Raw genomic sequence first — 24,339 nt, forward strand, 5'->3', positions numbered from 1 at the left:
AAAAAAAGCGAAAATTTTAAAATTTTCGCTTTTTTTACATTCTTTTTTACAAGTTTTTAATTGTCCTTCAAAGCATTCCACCCTTGGGCTTTTAATGCTATTTCTTGACCAGCTCTTGTTACTAAGTTTAAACCTTGGTTTTCTGCAGTGATATGACCAACGACAGAAAAATTAGGATTTCCTTTTATCTTATCAAAATCTGCAATGGGCACTGTAAATAATAGTTCATAATCTTCTCCTCCACTTAAAGCAACCATGGTAGAATCTAACTCAAATTCTTCACAAGTAGAAATTACTTGTGGATCTAAAGGTAATTTGTCTTCATAAATTTTACATCCAACTTTAGACTGAGAGCAAATATGCATAACTTCTGAAGAAAGTCCATCCGAAATATCTATCATAGAAGTAGGTTTTATATCCAATTCTTTTAACAAAGCAGCAATATCTTTACGTGCTTCTGGTTTTAATTGACGTTCAATCAAATAGGTATAATTATCTAAATCTGGTTGATTATTTGGATCTACTTTAAAAACTTGTTTTTCTCTTTCTAAAACTTGTAATCCTAAATATGCTGCACCTAAATCTCCAGAAACTACAATTAAATCGGTTTCTTTTGCTGTATTTCTATATACAATATCTTCTTTTGCTGCTTTACCAATTGCGGTAATAGATATCAACATTCCTTTAGTCGAAGACGTAGTGTCTCCTCCAATTAAATCTACCTGATACGTTTCACAAGCTAGCTGAATTCCTGCATATAATTCCTCAATTGCTTCTAAAGGAAATCTATTCGAAACCGCAATAGAAACGGTAATTTGCTCTGCAACTCCATTCATTGCGTATACATCAGACAAATTAATCATTACAGCTTTGTAACCTAAATGTTTAAGAGGCATATAACTTAAATCAAAATGCACGCCTTCTATTAACAAATCTGTAGTAACCAATGTTTGTTTCTCAGATGCATCTATAACTGCTGCATCATCTCCAATCCCTTTTATGCTTGATGGATTTTGTAACTTAAAGTATTTTGTAATATGATTAATTAAACCAAACTCACCAAGTTCTGCCAACGATGTCTTTTGTGTATTCTTATCTTCTAACATGCTGCAAAGATAAATACATTATAAGTGAATACAGAATTACTTTAACAGAGATGTTTATTTTTTTATGTTTTTAAGTGGTATTTTTGATTAATCATCATTAAAACAATAAAAAGGTAGTATCTTTATTTTGCTATCACTTCATAAAAAGTGATGAATCAAAATACTATACAACAAGAAAACTGCGTTTTATAAAAAGTAGCTGTTAGATAATTTAATAATATGGTTAAAAATTCATTTCTATTAATATTTATTTTCCTTTTTAGTTGTACAAAAAAAGATGTTTTTGATGCTAAAAAGCAATTTATCATTAATCCTATTGCAAAATGTGAAAATGGTTTTGCCGGAGAATATCCTTGTAATGATTATGATTTACTTACCCACATTTCTTTAGAAGATATGAGTGGAGAAAACACCACTGGAAGTGATTGCTGGGGTTGGGTAAATCCACTTACTGATAATGAATACGCTTTAATGTGTACAAACAAAGGCGTAACTTTTGTAGATATTACAGATCCTGCAAATGCGGTTATCCTTGGTACTTTAAAAACTAGAACCGTAGACAACCCTATCAGAGAGATAAAAGTACACAATTCTATTGCTTATATTGTTAGTGAAGCTGATGACCATCAGATGCAACTTTTTAATTTAAGAAGGTTAGAGGGAGTTATCAATCCTCCAGAAGAATTTACAGCAGATAAAATTTACAACTCTTTTAAAACAGCCCACAATATTACTATTAATGAAGATTCAGGTTATGCTTATGTTGTAGGTTCAGACACCTATAATGGGGGACCACACTTTGTTGATCTTAACAAAAATTTTAAACCTATTGAGGCAGGAGGTTATGCAGATAACAGTTATTCTAATGATATACAAGTGGTAACGTATAATGGTCCTGATACAGAGTATTCGGGAAAAGAAATTTTAATAGGAAGTAATCAAACCGAAGTTGTTATTGTTGATGTAACTGATAAAGAAAATCCAAAAAAAATAACCTCTTTCTCATACCCAAATATTAGCTATACACATAAAGGATGGTTTACAGAAGACCAACGTTATTTTATTGTAGGAGATGAATTTGATGAAAGAGATTTTGGTATGAATACAAAAACGATTGTTTTCGATTTTTCTGATTTAAACAATCCTATCCATCATGTAGATTATTTTGGATTATCAATAGCAATAGATCATAATGGATATGTTAAAGGAAATCTTTTGTACCAAGCAAATTATACGGGAGGAATAAGAATGATTGATATTTCAGATATTGAAAATAAAAACTTATCTGAAGTAGGGTACTTTGATACATATCCAGAAAATGACAACGCAAGTTTTAATGGTACTCAGAATGTTTATCCATATTTACCAAGTGGTAACATTATAGTTAGTGATATTAGTAGGGGCTTGTTTGTCATTAGAAAAAAAGGTTCTTAAAAAAAAGATCTCTTATTACTTTGTCTTATTAACTTCTCAAAAAAATTAGGAGAATAAATAATTAATTCTTCTCCATTCTACCTTTAAATAGTAATCAACAAAACCAATTGTTACATCAGGTTTCATAATGAAAAATTACCTTTTTTATGCTACTTATATTGTATATTTGCAGTCAATTTAGATTTAATCTATTTAAAATTATGATAAAAGTTTCAGACACAGCAAAGAAAAAAGTCATAGAATTAATGACTGAAGAAGGCTTTGATGCTACAAAAGACTATGTTCGAGTAGGTGTTAAAAGTGGAGGGTGTTCAGGGTTATCATATGATTTAACTTTTGATAACAAAAAAGCTGAAAACGATAAGGTTTTTGAAGAAAATGACGTAAAAATCATTGTAGACAAAAAGAGTTTTTTATATTTAGTTGGTACCACTTTAGAATATTCAGGAGGTTTAAACGGAAAAGGATTTGTTTTTAACAATCCAAACGCAAACAGAACTTGTGGTTGTGGAGAATCATTTTCACTTTAGCTCTTAAAGTTATAAGTTAAAACGTTTTTAAAGTTGATTGAAAAATAAAAAAGTAAATGAAGTTTCTAAGTTGATAAGTAGTTTATTAAAACACCTACATACAACTTTATAAACTTTCAACTTTTTAACATTATAAACTAATTGTATGAGTAAGTATACAGAAGAAGATTTAGAAAAAGAATTAGAAACCCAAGAATATAAATACGGTTTTTATACAGATATAGAAAGTGATACATTTCCTGTAGGATTAAATGAAGATGTTGTTCGCGCAATTTCTAAAAAGAAAAATGAACCAGAATGGATGACGGAATGGCGTTTAGAGGCGTTTAGAGTATGGGAAAAAATGGAAGAACCAGAATGGGCAAATGTGCATTATGAAAAACCAAAATTTCAAGATATCGCTTATTATTCTGCTCCTAAAAAGAAACCTAAATTAAATTCTTTAGATGAAGTAGATCCAGAATTATTAGACACTTTTAAGCGTTTAGGGATTTCTATTGATGAGCAAAAAAAATTAGCCAATGTAGCGGTAGATATTGTCATGGATTCTGTTTCTGTTGCTACTACTTTTAAGAAAACGTTAGGTGAAAAGGGTATTATTTTTATGCCAATTTCCGAAGCAATTCAAGAACATCCAGAATTGGTGAGAAAATATTTAGGAACCGTTGTACCAACAACAGACAACTTTTATGCAGCATTAAATTCGGCTGTTTTTTCTGATGGATCTTTCTGTTACATTCCAAAAGGCGTTCGTTGTCCTATGGAACTTTCTACTTATTTTAGAATTAACGAAGGAGGAACGGGACAGTTTGAAAGAACCTTAGTAGTTGCAGATAAAGGTAGTTATGTTTCTTATTTAGAAGGTTGTACTGCACCAAGTAGAGATGAAAACCAATTACACGCCGCTGTTGTAGAATTAATTGCAATGGACGATGCAGAAATTAAATATTCTACAGTACAAAACTGGTATCCTGGTAATAAAGAAGGAAAAGGTGGTGTTTACAATTTTGTAACCAAAAGAGGATTGTGTGAAAACAATGCGAAAATTTCTTGGACTCAAGTAGAAACTGGTTCTGCTGTAACTTGGAAATATCCTTCTTGTATTTTAAAAGGAAACAATTCTGTGGGTGAATTTTACTCAATTGCAGTAACAAATAATCATCAACAAGCAGATACCGGAACAAAAATGATTCACTTGGGTAAAAACACCAGGTCTACCATTATTTCTAAAGGAATTTCTGCAGGGCATTCTCAAAACTCTTATAGAGGTTTGGTACATGTTGGGGCAAGAGCAGAAAACGCACGTAACTTCTCTCAATGTGATTCCTTATTAATGGGTAATGCATGTGGTGCACACACGTTTCCGTATATAGAAGCTAAAAATAAATCGGCACAAATAGAACACGAAGCTACAACAAGTAAAATTGGTGAAGACCAATTATTTTACTGTAACCAACGTGGTATCGATACAGAAAAAGCCATTGCATTAATTGTAAACGGATTTAGCAAAGAGGTTTTAAATAAATTACCAATGGAATTTGCCGTAGAAGCGCAAAAATTATTGGAAATTAGTTTAGAAGGAAGTGTTGGATAATTTATAACCAACCATAAAATATATAATTATTAAAATAATGCTTCTAGCCAAAAGCTAAAAGCCAATAGCATAAAGAGAATGTTAAAAATAGAAAATTTACAAGCAAGTATAGACGATAAATCAATTTTAAAAGGATTGAATTTAGAAGTAAAAGCAGGTGAAGTACACGCAATTATGGGACCTAATGGAGCTGGAAAAAGTACCTTAGCTAACATTATTGCCGGAAAAGAAGATTACGAAGTTACTGCCGGAACTATTGAATTGAACGGTGAAGATATTAGCGAATTAGCACCAGAAGAAAGAGCTCATAACGGTGTGTTTTTATCTTTTCAATATCCTGTAGAAATTCCTGGAGTTTCTGTAACTAACTTTATTAAAACGGCTATTAACGAAACTCGTAAAGCAAAAGGTTTAGAAGACATGCCAGCAAAAGACATGTTAAAAATGATTCGTGAGAAATCTGAATTGTTAGAAATAGACCGTAAATTCTTATCTCGTTCTTTAAACGAAGGTTTTTCTGGAGGAGAAAAGAAACGTAACGAGATTTTTCAAATGGCAATGCTAGAACCAAAATTAGCAATACTTGACGAAACTGATTCTGGTTTAGATATTGATGCTTTGCGTATTGTTGCAAACGGAGTTAACAAACTAAAATCTAAAGACAACGCTGTTATTGTAATTACACACTACCAACGTTTATTAGATTATATCGTACCCGATTTTGTACACGTTTTATACGATGGTAAAATCGTAAAAAGTGGAGACGCTTCTTTAGCTTTAGAGTTAGAAGCAAAAGGGTATGATTGGATTAAGAAAGAATTAGTGTAAATAAGTTTTCAATCTCCGTTTTCAGTTTACAAAACTGCTTACTGAGACTGAATACTGAATACTGAAACAATGGAATTAAAAGAAAAATTAATATCATCATATGTAGCTTTTGAAAACGGAATTGATATCAATTCCAATATTCATGAGATTCGTTCTAAAGCTTTTCAAAATTTTGAAGCACTAGGTTTTCCTACCAAAAAGTTAGAAGCATGGAAATACACGTCTTTAAACTCGGTTTTAAAAGAAGACTATAGTATTTTCCCTAACAAAGCAAATAGTGTTGAAATGGCTGATGTAAAGCAATATTTTATACACGATATAGATACTTATAAAATTATTTTTATCGATGGAAAATACAGCTCATTTTTATCGGAAACAACACATGATACAATTGATGTTTGCTTAATGTCTGCTGCTTTTACAAAACCAAAATACAAAGCAGTAATAGAAAATTACTTTAATAAAGTTGCAAAACAAGACAATTTAACGTCTTTAAATACTGCTTTTGCAACCGAAGGAGCTTATATAAATATTCCTAAGAACATCGAAGTTCAAAAGCCAATTCAAATCATTAATTTTACCACAGGTTCTGAGGCAGCAACCATGCTACAACCTAGAAATTTAATTGTTGTTGGAGAGAATTCTCATGTTCAAATTATAGAACGCCACCAAAGTTTAACAAATAATCCGGTTTTAACCAATTCGGTTACAGAGATTTTTGCAGATAAAAGAGCTTTTGTAGATTACTATAAAATTCAAAATGATAAAAAAACAGCTTCATTAGTAGATAATTCTTTTATAGAACAAAAATCTAATAGTGTGGTTTCTGTGCATACTTTTTCTTTTGGAGGAAACATCACTAGAAATAATTTAAACTTTTATCAAAAAGGAGAATATATTGATTCTATCTTAAAAGGAGTTACAATTATTGAAGGAAAACAACATGTAGATCATTGTACTTTGGTACATCATATAGAACCAAATTGCGAATCTCATCAAGATTATAAAGGAATTTATGACGATCGTTCTACAGCTGTTTTTAACGGTAAAGTAATTGTAAATAAAGAAGCTCAAAAAACAAACGCTTATCAACAAAACAACAATGTTTTATTAAGTGATAAAGCAACCATTAATGCAAAACCTCAATTAGAAATTTTTGCAGATGATGTAAAATGTTCTCACGGTTGTACCATTGGTCAACTAGATGATGAAGCTTTATTTTACATGCAACAACGTGGAATTCCAAAGAAAGAGGGAAAAGCTTTGTTAATGTATGCTTTTGCAAATACTGTTTTAGAAAGTGTTAAAATACCAGAAGTAAAACAACGAATTACAAAATTGATTGCTAAAAAATTAGGTGTTAATATCGGTTTTGATTTATAACATCTTCTTTAAAATTCTATTATAAAAAAAACCACGATAAAATCGTGGTTTTTTTTATAAATTAATATTTTCTTTTTATTTAACAGCAGCAATTATCTCCTTTAAAAACTGATTTATATCGGCTTTTTCAGTTAAACTCATTCTAACAACTACCATTTCTTCATCCGGCAAAATAAACACATTTTGCCCTTGATAACCGTTAAAAGAATACATGTTTTTAGGAACATCTGGATATCTATTTCCTGCATTTAACCAAATTTGGGCACCATACCACCCGTTAGAAGTTGGTGTTGGTGTAGTGGCATATTTTACCCAATCTTTAGCAAATAATTGTTCTCCATTCCAATTTCCATTATGTAAATACAATAAACCAAGTTTGGCCCAATCTCTTGGTGTTGCCCATCCGTAAGAAGACCCTACATAGTTTCCCTCTAAATCTGCTTCTACTAACATAGAATTCATACCAATCTTATCAATTAAATCTGTATACCAAAAATCTAAATATTCTTGCTGTGTTTTAAACTGACTTCTTAAAATTCCAGATAACAAATTTGTAGTTCCAGAAGAATAGTGCCACTTTTCATTAGGTTTTGCTATTAAAGGTTTATTTATTTGTGATTTTGTCATATCTCTACCTAAAAACAACATTTTAGAAACATCAGAAATAGTGTTATAATCTTCATTCCATTCTAAACCAGAATTCATTTGTAATAAATTATGAATAGTAATTTCTTTTCTCTCATCATTTTTCCATTCTTTAATAGGCGCTTTATCTTGTACATTTAACTTTCCTTGATGCTCTAAAACTCCAAATAAAGTTCCTGTAATACTTTTAGTCATAGACCAGCCTAAAAATTTAGAGTTTTTATCAAACCCTTCGATGTATTTTTCTGCAATAATTTGATTTTTATAAATTACAACAACAGCTCTTGTTTTATTTGTTTCATTAAAGATTGAATTAACTGCAGTGTTTAATTGTTGATAATCAATTGTATTAAAAACGGTGTCTTTTTGATCTCCATTTCCATAAGGGTAGGGAGTTATATTATCTACTTCTAATCTTTTTGGAGTTAAAAAAGAAGCCGATTTATCTTTATCTTCTAAGGTTAAAACAGCTCCTAACCCCTCTCTATAAATGGCTTTTCTAGTTAGTAAGCCAAAAGCAGAAGAGTTTACGATTTTATTTTCTAAATCAATTTTATCCGATGCTAAATTTATGGGTGAAAAATTATTATCATTTGCATCTGTATATGCTAAATCTCTATTTGCAATAAACTGAGAAGATGCAATATTTTTAGCAGAATAACCGGCAAGAATATTTAATCGTGGATAATTATAAATTATTGCAACAGTAATTAATACAAGAAGTAGAAGAAGAATTCGTTTAAAGTTTTTCATTGATATAATATTTAGTCTTGTAAAAATAAGAAAATCATATTCAGTTTCACAAAAGTTTAAAAATACATCCTTTATCTTTGTAACTTAAAACAATTTTCTATGTTTAATGTTGATAAAATTCGAGAAGATTTTCCCATTCTAAAAAGAACAATTCATGGAAAGCCTTTGGTGTACTTTGATAATGCTGCTACTTCTCAAACTCCACAAATTGTAATAGATGCAATTGTTGATTATTATAGTAATTACAATGCTAATATCCATAGAGGTGTACATACTTTAAGTCAAGAAGCAACAGATAAATATGAAGAAGCACGAATTAAAATTCAAAAACATTTTAATGCAAAAGAAGCATATGAAATTATTTTAACTTCGGGTACTACAGATAGTATAAATATGGTAGCTTCTGGTTTTGCTTCGTTTTTAAATAAAGGTGATGAAATTATCGTTTCTGCATTAGAGCATCATTCTAATATTGTACCGTGGCAAATGTTGTGCGAAAAAACAGGAGCTATCTTAAAGGTAATCCCAATGAATGAAGATGGTTCTTTACAAATGAATGAATATCATCATTTATTAAATGAAAACACCAAATTGGTTTTTTGCAATCATGTTTCTAACGCATTAGGAACCGTGAATCCTATTAAAGAAATTATTGATGCTGCACATAAAGTAAACGCTGCTGTTTTAATTGATGGTGCACAAGCAACGCCTCACATAAAGCCGGATGTACAAAAATTAGATGTAGATTTTTACGTAGCTTCAGCTCATAAATTGTGCGGCCCAACAGGAGTTGGATTGTTATATGGAAAACAAGAATGGTTAGAAAAACTACCTCCTTACCAAGGTGGAGGAGAAATGATAGAAACAGTTACTTTCGAAAAAACAACTTATGCTGGTTTACCTCATAAGTTCGAAGCTGGAACTCCAAATATTTGTGGAGGAATTGCTTTTGGAACTGCTATAGATTATCTAAACACCATTGGTTTTAATGCTATTGCTAAATACGAAAATGAACTTTTGGTATATGGAACTCAAGAATTATTAAAAATCGAAGGGTTAAAAATTTATGGAACTACCAAAGAAAAAACATCGGTAATTTCTTTTAATATTGATGAAATTCATCCTTATGATATTGGTGCTATTTTAGATAAATTAGGTATTGCTGTAAGAACCGGACATCATTGTGCACAACCAATCATGAATTTTTATAAAATACCTGGAACCGTAAGAGCCTCTTTTTCCTTTTATAATACAAAAGAAGAAATAGATCTTTTTATTGAAGCTTTAAAACGAGCTAAAAAAATGCTGGCATAAATTTTGAATAAAATATAATTACAAAACCAAAACAGATGAAAATACTATCAAAAATATTATCGCTTTCCTTAGTGCTCTTTTTTTCTAACTGCTCATCTTCAAAAAAAGTAGCTACACCAAATTTTGAAGTTCATTTTAGTGCACAAAATAGAGGATATTCAGAAATTATTGATTTTTCTAAAAACAACCTGCATCTTAAAACCACTAGAGAAGAGAAAACAGTTGTTTTAAGCACAAAACAACTTAGTTCTATACAAGAAGCTCTTTCTGAAATAAATCTTTCTGAAATAGCAAGTTTAAAAGCCCCATCTGAAAAAAGAATTTATGATGGAGCAATGACTGCAATCATCATCATAAAAAAAGGAAATGAAACTTTTACCTCTTCTGGTTTTGATCATGACAATCCTCCTAAAGAACTTACTTCTTTAGTAAGTCTTTTAAGAACTTACTTAAAATAAAAAAAAGGTTGAGAAAATTCTCAACCTTTTTTTTATAAAATTTTATATTAATTATTAACGTAACAAAGGTGAATAGTTTGTTTGATAATCATCCGCTTTAGCTAAACCACCAGTAGCAGTTGTAAAATTAGAACCAAATTCTGCATCTATAGCTCCTAAAATTTTATTAGCCATTAAAGCATAACCTCTTGATGTTAAATGAACACCATCTAAACTAATTAAACCACCAGTAACCAAACTTGTAGTCATAGAATATTCTCCAAAAGTAATTCCTGTAGCAGCTTCTTCTAAAAGCCCTTTAAAATCTACCATTACTATATTAGGATTTGCAGCAGCAACTGCCGCTATTGTTGTATTGTATGAGTCTGTTGCCGTTTTAATTGCTAATTGTTCTTCTGGTGTAAGAACCCATTTGTCAGCTAAAGGAACACCAATACCATTTACAGTTGTTGGATCGTTTGGATTTGCTAAAGTTCCTATAAAAGCAGAACTTGCTAATATTAATAAATCGTCTTCTGTTGCTTGTCTATAAGAAGGTATTCCATATCCCGTTAAATCTGTTAAATATTCATCTACAATTACAACAGCATTTTGACCTTCTGTAAAGTTAATCGTTCTTTTTGTTACTTCATTAGCATCAATTAGATTATTAGCTGCTGCATAAAGCAAGCCTCCGTTATAAGTTGCATAGCCAGAATTAAGAGCACTTGCTGTTCCTGCATCTAAAGGAACAGGATTATATGGTACTGTTATAAAATTAGCTAAATTTGTAATATAAGGTAAATTTGCAACAACTCCTTTTGCACCATTAGCAGTTAAAGTTGTTACCATATTACTAAATACACTTGCAAAAACATTAGGATTTGTAATATCATTTGGCCCATAATTTGAAGGGTTTAAGTTTGCTGCAGTGTTTGGACTTCTATCAACGCCATCTCCTCCTGCAAGTGCATATCCTAAAACATCATTTCCTCCCATTTCTGATAAAGTGAAAAAAGTTGGACTTTGCGCCATTACATCACCAATTACTGTTGCTGATGGGCTTGAAGCCATTCTACCAAAATAAGGATTAAGTTGTCCATAACCAGCAACTCCTAAATGAAAACTTTTTGCTCCCGGAGCTCCAAAATTATTAAATGGGCCCGTAAGAACTGTTGTCATTTCTGTAGTTGGAACTGCATTTAATCTTTCAGGTCCTGAACCGTTAAAGTAAAATCTTGGAGGCTGAACAACTGCACCACCATAAACTAATCCTCCAATATTATCATTCATTAAAGGTTGTTTAAATTCTGTACCAAATTTTTGTGCTAAAATATTAGGGAAAGAGTTCTCTTGCCCCGCAATAAATAACGCTCCGTCTGTGTAACCAGCAGTAAAAGAAGCTCCAATAGAAACGTATTTAGAAAAGTCTAAACCATTAACATTTAAAGCAACCTGTGCTTCTTCGGCTACAGGGATTTCATCTAATTCATTGTTTACGTCACAAGACGTAAAACCAATTGATAATAAAAGTAATCCTATATATTTATAATTTTTCATAAAATATCTTGTTTTTTATTAGTTATTAATTGTCCAAGAAAGGTAGTATTGAGAACCTATTGCACCAACACCTGGAGCACTTAAGTATTCTCTACCTGTTAAGTTTGCCCCTCCTAATTTAATTACAGATTTCAAGTTAGGAATTCTATAATTTATTTGTGCATCTAAAACTGTTCTTGCAGCAATATCTGCATCTAAGAAAGTAGACTCCCATCTATACTTGTCTTGCCATCTTGCATTAATATTAAAACCAAAGTTTTCAAATAAATCTGTTTTACCAAATTGTATTTTTACTTTATGTTCTGGTGTATTAAATCCTGCTTCGAAGTCTGGATCTGAAGCTTGGTCAAAATCAAACTTAGCATAAGTATAATTTAATCCTAAGCTAAATCCATTAAAAACCTTAGTATTTAAACCAATTGTTGCTCCATAAGAACTAATATCAGCTGCAGAGTTTGTATATGTTTGAAAAACAGTATAATCTCCCATACTTAAAGCCGCTAAAGCTAATGGAATAGGTGATCCTCCAGGACCAATAGGAGCTGTATCAGATAAATCTGTGTTTCCATAATAAGGTGTAATCACATTCTTTCCAGAAATAAAATCTTCATAACTGTTGTAATAAACACTTAAATCTATAGTAATTCTTTGTTCTCCTGCTTCTACAAGTCCTCTATAACCAACTTCATAAGCAGTTACCTTTTCTGGTTTTACTAAAGCAACATTTGTTTTTGTTGGAGCTCCATTTTGAACAGAACTTGCTGAAAACGCATTTTCATAAGCCGCTCTACCATAAACGGTTGCTGTAGTTGCTCCAAGAACGCTTTGTCCAAAAGGACTTAAAATATCTGGTTGCGTTTGATATCTATCTAAATTATCTGGAGCCGCACCCACTAAATAAGCTTTCCCTGCATTTAAACCAATATATTGATCTTGTGTTGTTGGGTTTCTAAAACCTGTTTGAAAAGAAGCTCTAAAGTTTTGATTTTTATTTTCTCCCCCTGCATAAGCAAAAGATACTCTTGGTGAAAAGTTACCATCAAAATTTTGTGCTTTATCATATCTCACAGAAGCCGTTAATTTTAAACGATCATCTTCTAAAAACTTTTTTTGCATTTGGGTGTAAACTCCAAATTCATTGTAATCAATTGGTCCATCATAATCTGTAAAAATACTTCCGTTTGAATTTAATGAATATACTCTATAAGAACCACCAACTTGAAATTCTGCCCAATCTATATAGTCTTGTAAATTAAGATTCGCATCTGCATGATATATTTTTGTGTTATCTTGAAACTTAGCTCCTGTAGACAAATCTGGATCAGCAGTAACTTTATCAAAAGCAGCAATAAACTCTGGTGTACCTGGTATTAATCTACCAGTATCAGCAAATTTTCTTGCTTCAGCATGAGAACCTGTCATAAAATAAGCTCCTGCATATTCTGTAAACCAGTCAAGGTCACTTTTCCATTGTCTGTTTACGTTAATAGCGGCAAAACGAGAATCATAAGAATTCCCTGCGTCTTCACTTGTTAAATATCCTCTAACAAAGAAATTTTTTCCTTTTACCTCTAATTTATGTTGCTCCATAAAAAAGTCTTTGATATTGTATCTATTTGTACCTTGATAAATAGTACTACCAATACCAAATTTAGAATTCCATATAATTTCTATACGATCATTCCCTAAAGGGCGATAATTTAAAGAACCTCCAAATTTCACACTTTTCGCTTCATACGGCATTAAATCTTCTTCTTTATACCCTGTTCTACTTACAGATCCTACAGCTCCGCCAACATTTGTAGAAACCTCATCACCATAAATATTTAATCCATCATAATTTTTATCATCGGTATCTAAAGGAACTTCACTTCTTGTTCCAGAAGTATAAACTCCGTTTGCTGTATTTCTATAATCTGTAGCAAACCATTCTGTCCCTTTTAAATAAGACAAAGTTGCTTTTGCAGCAAATTTATCAGAAAAAGCGTATGCCATTCTTAAGTTTACATCATAAAACTGATTATCTCCTGCAGCTTCTTGACTCGTAATTCCTGATTTTACAGAAAGACTGATTCCTTGATCATCAAAAGGATTTTTACTTGTCATAAACATAATTCCATTAAAAGCATTTGCTCCATAAAGTGCAGATGATGCTCCTGGAAGTAATTCTACTGTTTTTATGTCTAATTCAGACATTCCTAATAAGTTTCCTAAAGCAAAGTTTAATGCTGGTGATGAATTGTCCATTCCGTCTACCAATTGCATAAAACGAGTGTTTGAAAAAGTTGCAAAACCACGTGTATTAACAGATTTAAACGTTAAACTATTCGTGTTAATATCTACACCTTTTAAGTTTTCTAAACCATCATAAAAAGAAGGTGAAGAAGTGTTTTTTATTGCTCTAGTATCCATTCTTTCAATAGTTACTGGAGACTCCATAATACGTTCTGGAGTTCTAGAAGCAGAAACAACAATCTCATCTAAAGAAGTTTCATTTTCTGTTAAACTAATTTCAACTTTTTGATTGTTTTTTGTAATTTCTATCTTTTCAGTTTTATATCCAATCATAGATACCTCTATAGTAAAAGGCGGAGCATCTGCTGTTTTTAAAACAAAAACTCCATCAAAATCGGTATTTGTCCCAACAGCTTTTCTAGAAATTTTAATATTCGCTCCAGGTAGAGTCTCTCCTGACTTAGCATCCTTAACTGTACCAGTAACAGTTGTTTGTGCTACCATTGCAATACTGCTAAAGGCAATAGCTACAACTAGTAAAATCTTTTTTATCATAATTTGAATTATTTGTTAACTACACGCAAAATACAATTTTTTTTGAATTATTAAATATTTCCTAACAAATTTTACTGTTTCGGTAAAAAAAGCGGCTAATACTGATAGAATAGCAATTGCTAAAAAAAGAAGAAATTTTAATTATTAGTTGTTGTACATTTGTACTATCATAAATTTTAGTTTTTTGATTACTTTTTTAGATATTTCTAATTTTACAACTCAGGAAAAAACATTTGTTACCATTGGTACTTTTGATGGCGTGCATTTTGGGCATCAAAAAATTATTGAAAAACTCGTTGCAGAAGCCAAAAAAGCAAATAAAAAATCTGTTTTGTTAACTTTTTTCCCTCATCCTAGAATGGTGTTACAAAAAGATGTTTCTTTAGAATTAATTAATACTATTGATGAACGTGAAAAATTATTAAAAAAAACGGGCTTAGATTATTTAATCATTCACCCTTTTAGTAAAGAGTTTTCTCGAAAAACTGCCTTAGAGTTTGTTAGGGAGGTTTTGGTAAATCAATTGAATATCTCAAAATTAATTATTGGCTACGACCATCATTTTGGTAAGAACAGAGAAGGAAATATAGAGCAATTAACAGAATACAGTCATTTATACAATTTTACTGTAGAAGAAATTCCTGCTCAAGATATCGATGATGTTTCTGTTAGTTCTACAAAAATCAGACGTGCTTTAGCTTCTGGAAACCTAAAAACTGCCAACAACTATTTAGGTTATAATTTTATGTTAACTGGCGTTGTTATAAACGGAAAACATTTAGGTGGTAAAATTGGATTTCCAACGGCAAATATTGATGTAAAAGAAACCTATAAACTAATTCCAAAAACAGGAGTCTACGTTGTAAAGTCGATCATAAAAAACAAAATTGTTTTTGGAATGATGAACATTGGAAACAGACCAACTGTAAACGGAAATCACCAAACAATAGAAGTTCATTTTTTTGATTTTAATCAAGATTTATACAATCAAAAATTAACTGTAGAATTACTTTATTTTTTACGTGACGAAGAAAAATTTGACACTTTAGATTCTTTAATTCTTCAACTTAAAAAAGACGAAAAAACCACAAGAAATTATATTAAAAACAATCTCTAATTCTACATTGCTAAAGTCTTAAGCTTACTGTATCTTTGCCTTCTTAAATTTTTTTAAAATGTTACAAGTACAATTTATTAGAGAAAACAAACAAACCGTTTTAGACGGATTAGCAAAACGTAATTTTGCTAACGCAGAAATCATTATTGAGCAAGTTTTAACGGCCGATGAAAACAGAAGAGCAACACAAGTTTCTCTAGATGACGTTTTAGCCGAATCTAATAAATTATCCAAAGAAATAGGGGGTCTTTTTAAATCTGGCGAAACACAAAAAGCTACTATTTTAAAAGAAAAGACAAGTCAACTTAAAGAAAAATCGAAAGAACTTGCAGAAAGTTTAAATAGTTTTGCTGATGAGTTACAAAACTTATTATATCAAATTCCTAATATTCCTCATGCCTCTGTAAAAGCAGGAACCTCTGAAGAAGACAATGAAAAAATTTTTAGCGAAGGTATTATTCCTGATTTAGGAGAAAATGCATTGCCACATTGGGAGTTAGCAAAAAAATACGACATCATAGATTTTGAATTAGGAACCAAAATTACCGGTGCTGGATTTCCTGTTTACAAAGGGAAAGGAGCAAGATTACAACGTGCATTAATTAATTACTTTTTAGATAAAAATATTAAAGCAGGTTATACAGAGGTACAAGTTCCACATTTAGTAAATGAAGTTTCTGCCACTGCTACAGGGCAATTACCTGATAAAGAAGGACAAATGTATCATGTAGGTGAAGATGATTTATATTTAATACCAACAGCAGAAGTACCAATTACCAATATGTTTCGTGGAAATTTAATTCAAGAATCAGATTTTCCTATAACAGTTACAGGATATACACCTTGTTTTAGACGTGAAGCAGGAAGTTACGGAGCGCACGTTCGTGGTTTAAATAGATTACATCAATTTGATAAAGTAGAAATTGTACGAATAGAACACCCTGATAATTCTTACCAAGCTTTAAACGGAATGGTAGAACATATTAAAGATATCTTAAGAGAGTTAAAATTACCTTACAGAATATTACGTTTATGTGGTGGTGACACAGGGTTTACCTCTGCTTTAACATTCGATTTTGAATTGTTTTCAACAGCACAAGACAGATGGTTAGAAATTAGTTCTGCATCAAATTTTGAAACTTTCCAAGCAAATAGATTAAAACTACGTTTTAAAAATAAAGAAGGAAAAAGTGAATTTGCACACACCTTAAATGGAAGCTCTTTGGCTTTGCCTCGTGTTTTAGCTGGGATTTTAGAAAATTATCAAACAGCAGATGGAATTAAAATACCAGATGCTCTGGTTCCTTATTGTGGTTTTGATATAATAAATTAATAAAAAAGCTGTGTTAGTAGTAGCAAACTAAACTTTAGTTTGCTACTATAGCAACCATTAATCTTTTATATTTATTCATTTCTAATAAAGCGTTTAAATAAGCTCCTATTTGTCCTTTTTTCATAAACTCAATAGAGTTTTGTTTTGCTATTTCGTATTGTGCTGTTAGGTCTTTCATAATCTGTTTTTGTTTAGTTATTTTAAAGTAAAGACAAATTTTATGCCAAAACGTTACAGTAGAACTTTACAAAATAGATGGGTTTAATAAAAATTTAACATTTTTGTTGATTATCTTTGAGATTATATGAGAGTATTTATTTTCTTTTTTTTTCTGTCTATTAGCGGTGTTTGCATTGCTCAAAACACCTTGCAAATAAATAATAAAACTCAAAATGATTATCTCATTGCAGAAAATTATTACCGAGAAGGAGCCTATGAAAAAGCTACTCAGATTTACAAAAAACTATATGACAAAAGCCCTTTTAACACCACATATTTAGAAAGGTTAATTTCTTGCTACCAAGAAACAGATAAGTTTTTAGAAGTAGAAAAATTATTAAATACACGTATAAGAGCAAATGCCTCTCAAACATATTTGTTTGTTTATTTAGGCTATAATTACGAACGTCAACAACTAAAAGAAAAAGCTAAAATTAATTATAATTTGGCTTTAAATTCTTTAGATAAGAATGCAGCATATGGTGGACTTATTGGAAGAATTTTTAAAAACTACAACTTATTAGATAATGCAATTATTGCTTATGAAAAGGCAATGATAAAAAATAAAAATGCCAATTATAGTTTTCAAATAGCTCAAATTTATGGAGAAAAAGGAGACTTCAAGAAAATGTTTGAAGCATACATAGATTTGGTAGATAAAAATGAAAATTATTTTAATCTAGTTCAAAGATATACGAGTACTTACATCACAGATGATTCTGAAAGTGAAACCAATATTTTATTTAGAAAAACACTTTTAAAAAAATCTGTAAGTAATCCTAAAAATATTTGGAACGGTTTGTTAAGTTGGCTCTTTGCCCAACAAAAGGATTATAAAAAAGCATTAATACAAGAAAAAGCTCTTTATCAAAGAAACTCAACAGATTTATCTGCGATTTTTAGTTTAGGAAAAAACGCTTTTAACAATAACGATTTTAGCGCGGCAAAAGAATGCTTTGATTTTATCAACCAAAAATCATTCTTAAAAGAAGAAAAAATTGATGCAAATTTATACTTAGCTAAAATTGCTGTTGCTACCAAAAACCCAGAAACAGAAAAGTTCTTTCAAACTTTGTTTACCCAATTTGGTAAAAACACAGCAACAATTAAATTACAGGTAGAATATGCCGATTTTTTAACTTTTCATCAAAACAAACCCCAAAAAGCTAAAGAAGTTTTAGAAGAAGCATTAACCTTTTCGCATTCCAAATTTGACAAAGCAAGAATTAAGTTAAAATTAGGAGATATTTTAGTTTTTACAGGGAAATATAATAAGGCATTGATCTATTTTTCTCAAATTCAAACACAACTTAAAAATCATGAATTGGCGCAACAAGCACGTTTTAAAGTAGCACAAACAAGTTATTTTAAAGGAGATTTTACTTGGGCAAAAGCACAACTAAAAGTGTTAAAAAGCTCTACAACACAGCTTATTGCAAATGATGCTGTAGATTTATTTTTAAAAATCACAGATAATGAACCTTTAGACTCTATTCCTTCTGGTTTAAAACAATTAGCAAAAGCAGAATTATTATCATATCAAAATAAAGATGATGAGGCTTTAGCAGAATTAGATCAATTATTTACAACTAAAGAAGTTTTTGCCAATGGCTTGGTTCCTGGTGAAGCAATTTATGATGATGTATTGCTTTTTCAAGCAAAATTATTTATCAAACAAAAAAAATACGAGGATGCAGTTTTAAGTTTTGCTAAAATTATTGCTGCAGATAATCAAGGTTTCTTAACCGATGATGTATATTATCAAATGGCAGAGTTATATAATCATAAATTAAATAACCCCGAAAAAGCATCAGAATATTATCAAAAGATTATTTTTGAACACGCTTCTAGTATTTATCTAGTAGAAGCTAGAAAACAATACAGAAAATTACGCGGAGATAATATCTAATAAATTAAAGAAAACATGTACATATACAACGTAACTATAAATATTGATGAAACAGTTCATTTAGAATGGCTAAGTTGGATGGAAACTCATATTGTTGATGTATTAAACACAGGAAAGTTTTTATCCGCAAAACTTACCCAAGTTTTGGTTGATGAAGAAATGGGAGGAAAAACATATTCGGTACAATATACAGCAAACAGTAGAGAAGATTTAGACGATTATTATCAATTTGAAGCAGCAAAATTACAAAGTGATGGGTTTAAAAAGTTTGCCGATAAAATGGTAGCATTTAGAACCGAATTAAAAATTGTAAATGAATTTTTTCCAACAGTAGCAAGTAATTAAATTATGAGCGTTAAAGCAAAAAAACATTTAGGTCAACATTTTTTAACAGATGAAAGTATTGCAAAAAATATTGCAGATGCTTTAACAGGAAAAGGTTATAATGATGTGTTAGAAATTGGTCCAGGAATGGGTGTTTTAACCAAATATTTATTACAAAAAAAAGCAAAAGTAACTGTCATGGAATTAGACAGAGAATCCGTAGCTTATTTACATGAAACGTTTCCTTTAGAACATATAAAACTAGATACCACAAAAGAAAAATTTGAAATTCTTGAAGGTGATTTTTTAAAGAAAAATATTCAAGACATTTTTAACAAAAAACAAGTAGCAATCATTGGTAATTTTCCTTATAACATTTCTACTCAAATTGTATTTAAAGCAATAGAAAACAGAGAATTTGTTCCCGAATTTGCAGGAATGTTTCAAAAAGAAGTTGCTAAAAGAATTGCAGAAAAAGAAGGCTCTAAAGTTTACGGAATCTTGTCTGTTTTAACACAAGCCTTTTTTGATGTTGAATATTTATTTACTGTTCCTCCTACAGTTTTTAACCCACCGCCAAAAGTAGATTCTGGCGTAATTAGGTTGATTAGAAAAGATGATTACTCTCTTCCTGTTGATGAAAAATTATTCTTTAGAGTTGTCAAAACAGCTTTTAATCAAAGACGTAAAATGTTGCGTTCTAGTTTAAAATCCTTTAAACTTTCGGATTCTTTAAAAGAAGAGCCTATCTTTGCGAAACGACCAGAACAATTGTCCGTTCAAGAGTTTATTTCACTTACGCAAAAAATAGCATCAAATGACATATGAAATCACTGATGAATTTTTAGAAAAATTAGTTGGTTTAATTTATGAAAACAACGATTCTGAAATAAAAAAATTATTTGAAGAAGTCCACTTTGCAGATATTGCAGAAATTTTAGACGAACTAGACTTTGACGATTCAATCTATATCATAAAACTTTTAGATAGCGAAAAAACATCTGAAATTTTAACCGAATTAGATGAAGACACTCGTGAAGAAATTTTAAAAAACTTATCTGCAAAAGAGATTGCAGATGAAGTTAGGGAAATGGATACGGATGATGCTGCTGATATTATTGGAGAGCTTTCCGAAGAACGTCAACAACGTGTAATTTCTGCACTTGAAGATGATGAACACGCAGCAGATATTAAAGAATTATTATCTTATGATGATGATTCTGCCGGAGCATTAATGGCAAAAGAATTAGTTAAAGTTTACGAAACTTGGACCGTTGCTGGTTGTATGCGTAGAATTAGGGGGCAAGCCAAAGATGTAACCCGAGTTCATTCTATTTATGTTGTAGATAAAGAAGACAAACTTGTGGGTAGAATGTCTTTAAAAGATCTCATTATAGCAAAATCCGATCAAAAAATTGCAGATATCTGTAAAACAAAAGTAGATGCCGTAAACGTACATGAAGATGATGAAGCTGTTGCTAAAATTATGGCAAAGTATGATTTAGAAGCCATACCTGTAGTAGATGATAATGGTGTTTTATTAGGAAGAATTACCATTGATGATATTGTAGATGTTATTAGAGATGAGGCCGACAAAGATTATCAAATGGCAGCAGGTTTTTCTCAAGATGTAGAAGCAGATGATACTATTTGGGAACTTACAAAAGCCCGCTTACCTTGGTTAATTTTAGCCCTTTTTGGTGGCTTTATTTCCGTTTCTGTATTAGGAAGTTTTGATGGTGCCATGAAAAATTTTCCAGAACTATTTTTCTTTACTCCTTTAATTGCTGCAATGGCAGGAAATGTAGGCGTACAATCTTCTGCAATTATTGTACAGGGTTTAGCAAACGATAGCTTAAAAGGCTCACTATTTAAAAGGTTGTTAAAAGAAATTTTACAAGGTTTATTAAATGGTTTTGTGCTAGCAACTTTATTAATGTCTGCAGGAATGTTATTTTTAGGTTTCAATTTAAACTTAGGGATTACTGTAGCAACATCTTTGATTTCTGTAATCATTATCGCCTCAATTATCGGAACATTTATTCCTATCATTTTAGAAAAAAAAGGAATAGATCCTGCATTAGCAACAGGTCCATTTATTACTACAAGTAATGATATTTTAGGAATTTTAATATACTTTAGTATTGCAAAACTAGTTTTAGGATTTTAGGCTTTTTTAGCTTAAAACGAACTAAAGACGATATATCTTCTAAACTATATTTCTTATAACATAAAAAACCTTTCAGTTTCCTGAAAGGTTAGTTTCTTTTTCTTTTTTGAGTTTGTCTAAACAATTCTCCCCTGTAGTATTTGGTTAAATAGTACTCTACAAATGTACTTTGCCTTTTCACTTTTATTACGACAAAAACCGCAACTCAAAATGCGGATTTCCGCAAAAGAAATATTAATCTATAATTCCGAGTTCTTTTGCTTTTAAAATTAAATCTGTATTGTTATTTGCGTTTAAATCTACTCTTAGGTTTGCTAATTTAGTTTCAATAGAACGAAGTTTTAAAATAGAACCATCATTCTTCGTAATAACTCCTTCTAAATTACTAATTTTAGGATGATTTGGAAGCTCTTTTAAGATTTGAATAGCTACGTTATCCATTTGTATTTGAATGATGTTTCTACGCATTATTTTTTGATGAATCTCATGCGTGTAATAATAATCATTTGCTAACATTTTTTGAACTGCAAAACCTATTTCTGTAACATCGCATTTACTTTTTAATAAATAAGCATTAGGATTTAAATTGCTAATTACATTATACACCCTATTGGTTTCTGTATGTCCAGTAATTACACCAATTTTGATATTAAATTCATTATTTTTAATTGCTTTTATTAATTCTTCTCCTCCATCTAAATTGGTATCTTTAGTAGAGTTATCAAAACTTAAATCTGTAAATAATAATTGAAAAGGATTGTTTTTTTGATGAGATTTAATCAACTGAAAAGCATCATCACAATTATTGGTTGTAACTACATCAAAATCGCCCACTTCTTTTAAAGAACATAAAATTCCTTGTATAACTAATTGATGGTCATCAACAATTAAAATTCTTATTTTAGTTGCCATTTTTAGGGGTTTCAATTTTTATAGTTGTTCCTATTTCTAATTTACTTTCCAAAGAAAAAACTCCGTTAATTTCCACTATTCTTTCTCTTAAATTTTTTAAACCTATTCCATTTTTCTTTCCCTCAACATCAAATCCCTTTCCATTGTCGAAAATAACTAAAAAAATTGCTTTCTTGGTTTCGCTAAATGTTATATTTATTTGATCAGCTTCTGCATGTTTTTTAGTGTTTTGAATACTTTCTCTTATTGATAAGAATAAGGTTCTTTTAATAGCATTATTTACTTCGAGCCAATTAACATTATCAATTCCTTCTACTTTAATTTTAAAATTGACATCAAAGTAATCTGAAATTAAATTAATTATTTGATCTTTAAAAGAAACCATTTCAAAACTTTCACTACTTAATTGATGTGATAAAGTTCTAACATTTTCTTTAATAACATTTAACTTTTCTGCTTCATCAAGTTGATTTGCTTTGGATAGTTTTAGATGTAACATCCTTATATCTCCTGCAACCTCATCATGTAAAGATTTTGCTATTTGCTGACGTTCATTTTCTCTAACTTCAACTTGTTGTAACTTGGCTTCAAAAAGCAATTTTTTTCTTCTATTAGAAACAATACTAATTCCAAATCCTATAAATAAAATACTAACTCCAGCAATTAACCAACCTATTATTTTTTGTTGCTTTTCGCTTTCTAAAAGCAGTTGTTTTTTATTATTTTCTTCTTTTAAACTATTATTTTCTTTGTCTTTTTTTTCTGTTTCATACCTAATTTTAGCAAACTGATTTTTTAAATTTCTTTCTCTTTTTGTTATACTATCACTAAGCTGAATATAATCCATTAAATATTGTTTTCCCTTTTCTCCTTTAGTTAATTGAGATAAATATTTTAAGTTTTCTAAAATTCTTCTACTATTGTGTATTTTTAAAGAAATCTGTAACCCTTTTTTGGCGTGAAACAGTGCTTTTTGTTTATCATTATAAAAAATATAAAAATTAGACAATAATGAATGTGAAATACTTTGTCCGTATAAGTTCTTGTACTTTTCTCTAGATAGTAATGCTTTTTTATACCCATTTAAAGCAAGGGTTTTATTTCCTAATTTAAAATTACTATAAGCTAAGTTGTCTGTAAGGGTGTGATATCTTCTGGGATACTCTGTTTCTATACCTTTAATAGATAAGCCTTGTTTATAATACTCAACAGCTTTTTTATGTTTGCCTTCATCTGCATATGATAAACCTACATTGATAAAATAATCAATATTTGCTTTTTTTCTTTCTTTTTCTGTCGGTTTTTTATCGTTTAATTTTTTAAAAATTAAAAAATTTTCTCTTGCTTCTGCAAACCTCTTTGTCTGCGTTAACACCAATCCTAAATTATTATATATATTGGCCGTATACCTAATTTCGTTTAGAGGTTCTATATATTTTAATGCCTCTACAGAACTAATTTCACTCCCTAAATAATCTCTTTGCATTTCTTGATCTCTTGCCATAGAGAGTAACCTTCTTGCAACTTCAAGAGAATCTTTTAAATTTATAGATATTTTTTTTGATTTATGATAGTAATAAAAACTACTATCCTTTATAAATTTAAGCCTAAAAATTAATGCTTTGTAATGGTAATGTTTTGCTAATGCAAAAGAATCTTTTGATTCTAAATATAGTTTTAATAAGTTTTGTTGACTGATAAATAAACTAGTTGTATCTTTTTTAAGATATCCATAGATACCATATTTTATATTAAGCTCTCTTTTTAATGAATCTAAATTTGTTGGTTCAGCAATTAATACCGCTTTTTTTAATAAATTTAAATCTTTATTTTCTTTAAAAGATTTTAAATAAAAAGAAATTGAATCTTTTACGTCTTTATTTTCTTGAGAAAAAACGAAAGTGCTAAATAAAATAAAATAAATAAATAATGTCGTTTTTTTATACATATTAAAAACAAAAACAGTTTAGAATAAAAAAAT

20 protein-coding genes are annotated in these 24,339 nt (G+C 30.1%); 13 read left to right on the forward strand and 7 right to left on the reverse strand.

Annotated elements, in window-relative coordinates; all coding sequences use genetic code 11:
* Positions 1 to 56: 56 nt before the first annotated feature.
* Positions 57 to 1,106, reverse strand: a complete 1,050-nt coding sequence (gene thiL / locus MC378_RS09520) for a thiamine-phosphate kinase (protein ID WP_242178529.1) — start codon at positions 1,104 to 1,106, stop codon at positions 57 to 59.
* Positions 1,107 to 1,325: 219 nt separating this feature from the next.
* Here thiL and MC378_RS09525 point away from each other — a divergent pair, with 219 nt between their 5' ends.
* The 5 genes from MC378_RS09525 (at position 1,326) to sufD (ending at position 6,875) form a co-directional block, all read left to right on the forward strand.
* A complete protein-coding gene (locus tag MC378_RS09525) occupies positions 1,326 to 2,540 on the forward strand; it encodes a choice-of-anchor B family protein (protein ID WP_242178530.1) in 1,215 nt (404 codons plus the stop codon).
* A 200-nt stretch (positions 2,541 to 2,740) separates the two neighbouring features.
* Positions 2,741 to 3,070, forward strand: a complete 330-nt coding sequence (locus MC378_RS09530; protein ID WP_242178531.1) for a HesB/IscA family protein — start codon at positions 2,741 to 2,743, stop codon at positions 3,068 to 3,070.
* A 145-nt stretch (positions 3,071 to 3,215) separates the two neighbouring features.
* Positions 3,216 to 4,664: a Fe-S cluster assembly protein SufB gene (sufB, locus tag MC378_RS09535; protein ID WP_242178532.1), complete on the forward strand. Its 1,449-nt coding sequence runs from the start codon at positions 3,216 to 3,218 to the stop codon at positions 4,662 to 4,664.
* 78 nt (positions 4,665 to 4,742) lie between these two features.
* Positions 4,743 to 5,492, forward strand: coding sequence for a Fe-S cluster assembly ATPase SufC (sufC, locus tag MC378_RS09540; protein WP_242178533.1), 750 nt, complete (start codon positions 4,743 to 4,745; stop codon positions 5,490 to 5,492).
* A 69-nt stretch (positions 5,493 to 5,561) separates the two neighbouring features.
* Positions 5,562 to 6,875 carry a Fe-S cluster assembly protein SufD gene (gene sufD / locus MC378_RS09545; protein ID WP_242178534.1) on the forward strand — a complete coding sequence of 438 codons (1,314 nt, stop codon included), beginning with the start codon at positions 5,562 to 5,564 and terminating at the stop codon, positions 6,873 to 6,875.
* 75 nt (positions 6,876 to 6,950) lie between these two features.
* Here the strand turns inward: sufD and MC378_RS09550 are convergent, their stop codons facing one another.
* On the reverse strand, positions 6,951 to 8,273 hold the full coding sequence (locus MC378_RS09550; RefSeq protein ID WP_242178535.1) for a serine hydrolase domain-containing protein: 1,323 nt from the start codon (positions 8,271 to 8,273) through the stop codon (positions 6,951 to 6,953).
* A gap of 99 nt (positions 8,274 to 8,372) precedes the next feature.
* Between MC378_RS09550 and MC378_RS09555 the strand changes: the two genes are divergently transcribed.
* A complete protein-coding gene (locus MC378_RS09555) occupies positions 8,373 to 9,587 on the forward strand; it encodes an aminotransferase class V-fold PLP-dependent enzyme (RefSeq protein WP_242178536.1) in 1,215 nt (404 codons plus the stop codon).
* A 35-nt stretch (positions 9,588 to 9,622) separates the two neighbouring features.
* Complete coding sequence (locus MC378_RS09560; protein WP_242178537.1) at positions 9,623 to 10,045, forward strand: hypothetical protein; 423 nt, start codon at positions 9,623 to 9,625, stop codon at positions 10,043 to 10,045.
* A 54-nt stretch (positions 10,046 to 10,099) separates the two neighbouring features.
* Here MC378_RS09560 and MC378_RS09565 read toward each other — a convergent pair whose 3' ends face one another.
* Both MC378_RS09565 and MC378_RS09570 read right to left on the reverse strand, forming a co-directional pair.
* Positions 10,100 to 11,584 carry an SGNH/GDSL hydrolase family protein gene (locus MC378_RS09565; RefSeq protein WP_242178538.1) on the reverse strand — a complete coding sequence of 495 codons (1,485 nt, stop codon included), beginning with the start codon at positions 11,582 to 11,584 and terminating at the stop codon, positions 10,100 to 10,102.
* 18 nt (positions 11,585 to 11,602) lie between these two features.
* Positions 11,603 to 14,374, reverse strand: coding sequence for a TonB-dependent receptor (locus MC378_RS09570; RefSeq protein ID WP_242178539.1), 2,772 nt, complete (start codon positions 14,372 to 14,374; stop codon positions 11,603 to 11,605).
* Between the two features lie 184 nt (positions 14,375 to 14,558).
* Here MC378_RS09570 and MC378_RS09575 point away from each other — a divergent pair, with 184 nt between their 5' ends.
* Both MC378_RS09575 and serS read left to right on the forward strand, forming a co-directional pair.
* Positions 14,559 to 15,491, forward strand: a complete 933-nt coding sequence (locus tag MC378_RS09575; RefSeq protein WP_242178540.1) for a bifunctional riboflavin kinase/FAD synthetase — start codon at positions 14,559 to 14,561, stop codon at positions 15,489 to 15,491.
* Between the two features lie 58 nt (positions 15,492 to 15,549).
* Positions 15,550 to 16,824, forward strand: a complete 1,275-nt coding sequence (gene serS, locus MC378_RS09580) for a serine--tRNA ligase (protein ID WP_242178541.1) — start codon at positions 15,550 to 15,552, stop codon at positions 16,822 to 16,824.
* 34 nt (positions 16,825 to 16,858) lie between these two features.
* On the opposite strand, the gene MC378_RS09585 is transcribed toward serS, so the two are convergent.
* Positions 16,859 to 17,002, reverse strand: a complete 144-nt coding sequence (locus tag MC378_RS09585; protein ID WP_242178542.1) for a hypothetical protein — start codon at positions 17,000 to 17,002, stop codon at positions 16,859 to 16,861.
* 189 nt (positions 17,003 to 17,191) lie between these two features.
* On the opposite strand from MC378_RS09585, the gene MC378_RS09590 reads away from it, so the two are divergent.
* Genes MC378_RS09590 through mgtE form a run of 4 tightly spaced genes read left to right on the forward strand, consistent with a single transcriptional unit; the run spans position 17,192 to position 21,446 of the window.
* A complete protein-coding gene (locus tag MC378_RS09590) occupies positions 17,192 to 18,952 on the forward strand; it encodes a tetratricopeptide repeat protein (protein ID WP_242178543.1) in 1,761 nt (586 codons plus the stop codon).
* A 15-nt stretch (positions 18,953 to 18,967) separates the two neighbouring features.
* Complete coding sequence (locus tag MC378_RS09595) at positions 18,968 to 19,297, forward strand: DUF4286 family protein (protein WP_242178544.1); 330 nt, start codon at positions 18,968 to 18,970, stop codon at positions 19,295 to 19,297.
* Between the two features lie 3 nt (positions 19,298 to 19,300).
* On the forward strand, positions 19,301 to 20,104 hold the full coding sequence (gene rsmA / locus MC378_RS09600; RefSeq protein WP_242178545.1) for a 16S rRNA (adenine(1518)-N(6)/adenine(1519)-N(6))-dimethyltransferase RsmA: 804 nt from the start codon (positions 19,301 to 19,303) through the stop codon (positions 20,102 to 20,104).
* Complete coding sequence (mgtE, locus tag MC378_RS09605) at positions 20,094 to 21,446, forward strand: magnesium transporter (RefSeq protein ID WP_242178546.1); 1,353 nt, start codon at positions 20,094 to 20,096, stop codon at positions 21,444 to 21,446. The genes rsmA and mgtE overlap by 11 nt, the downstream gene beginning before the upstream one ends.
* Before the next feature lie 234 nt (positions 21,447 to 21,680).
* Here the strand turns inward: mgtE and MC378_RS09610 are convergent, their stop codons facing one another.
* On the reverse strand, positions 21,681 to 22,358 hold the full coding sequence (locus MC378_RS09610) for a response regulator transcription factor (RefSeq protein ID WP_242178547.1): 678 nt from the start codon (positions 22,356 to 22,358) through the stop codon (positions 21,681 to 21,683).
* A complete protein-coding gene (locus MC378_RS09615) occupies positions 22,348 to 24,306 on the reverse strand; it encodes a tetratricopeptide repeat-containing sensor histidine kinase (RefSeq protein ID WP_242178548.1) in 1,959 nt (652 codons plus the stop codon). The genes MC378_RS09610 and MC378_RS09615 overlap by 11 nt, the downstream gene beginning before the upstream one ends.
* Positions 24,307 to 24,339: the final 33 nt, after the last annotated feature.

Source organism: Polaribacter marinus (assembly GCF_022662535.1).
GTDB lineage: Bacteria > Bacteroidota > Bacteroidia > Flavobacteriales > Flavobacteriaceae > Polaribacter > Polaribacter marinus.

Excerpts from the sequence above, each read along its gene's own strand:
- thiL (WP_242178529.1), bottom strand. The coding sequence starts at position 1,106 with ATGTTAGAAGATAAGAATACACAAAAGACATCGTTGGCAGAACTTGGT.
- MC378_RS09525 (WP_242178530.1), top strand. The coding sequence starts at position 1,326 with ATGGTTAAAAATTCATTTCTATTAATATTTATTTTCCTTTTTAGTTGT.
- MC378_RS09530 (WP_242178531.1), top strand. The coding sequence starts at position 2,741 with ATGATAAAAGTTTCAGACACAGCAAAGAAAAAAGTCATAGAATTAATG.
- sufB (WP_242178532.1), top strand. The coding sequence starts at position 3,216 with ATGAGTAAGTATACAGAAGAAGATTTAGAAAAAGAATTAGAAACCCAA.
- sufC (WP_242178533.1), top strand. The coding sequence starts at position 4,743 with ATGTTAAAAATAGAAAATTTACAAGCAAGTATAGACGATAAATCAATT.
- sufD (WP_242178534.1), top strand. The coding sequence starts at position 5,562 with ATGGAATTAAAAGAAAAATTAATATCATCATATGTAGCTTTTGAAAAC.
- MC378_RS09550 (WP_242178535.1), bottom strand. The coding sequence starts at position 8,273 with ATGAAAAACTTTAAACGAATTCTTCTTCTACTTCTTGTATTAATTACT.
- MC378_RS09555 (WP_242178536.1), top strand. The coding sequence starts at position 8,373 with ATGTTTAATGTTGATAAAATTCGAGAAGATTTTCCCATTCTAAAAAGA.
- MC378_RS09560 (WP_242178537.1), top strand. The coding sequence starts at position 9,623 with ATGAAAATACTATCAAAAATATTATCGCTTTCCTTAGTGCTCTTTTTT.
- MC378_RS09565 (WP_242178538.1), bottom strand. The coding sequence starts at position 11,584 with ATGAAAAATTATAAATATATAGGATTACTTTTATTATCAATTGGTTTT.
- MC378_RS09570 (WP_242178539.1), bottom strand. The coding sequence starts at position 14,374 with ATGATAAAAAAGATTTTACTAGTTGTAGCTATTGCCTTTAGCAGTATT.
- serS (WP_242178541.1), top strand. The coding sequence starts at position 15,550 with ATGTTACAAGTACAATTTATTAGAGAAAACAAACAAACCGTTTTAGAC.
- MC378_RS09585 (WP_242178542.1), bottom strand. The coding sequence starts at position 17,002 with ATGAAAGACCTAACAGCACAATACGAAATAGCAAAACAAAACTCTATT.
- MC378_RS09595 (WP_242178544.1), top strand. The coding sequence starts at position 18,968 with ATGTACATATACAACGTAACTATAAATATTGATGAAACAGTTCATTTA.
- rsmA (WP_242178545.1), top strand. The coding sequence starts at position 19,301 with ATGAGCGTTAAAGCAAAAAAACATTTAGGTCAACATTTTTTAACAGAT.
- mgtE (WP_242178546.1), top strand. The coding sequence starts at position 20,094 with ATGACATATGAAATCACTGATGAATTTTTAGAAAAATTAGTTGGTTTA.
- MC378_RS09610 (WP_242178547.1), bottom strand. The coding sequence starts at position 22,358 with ATGGCAACTAAAATAAGAATTTTAATTGTTGATGACCATCAATTAGTT.
- MC378_RS09615 (WP_242178548.1), bottom strand. The coding sequence starts at position 24,306 with ATGTATAAAAAAACGACATTATTTATTTATTTTATTTTATTTAGCACT.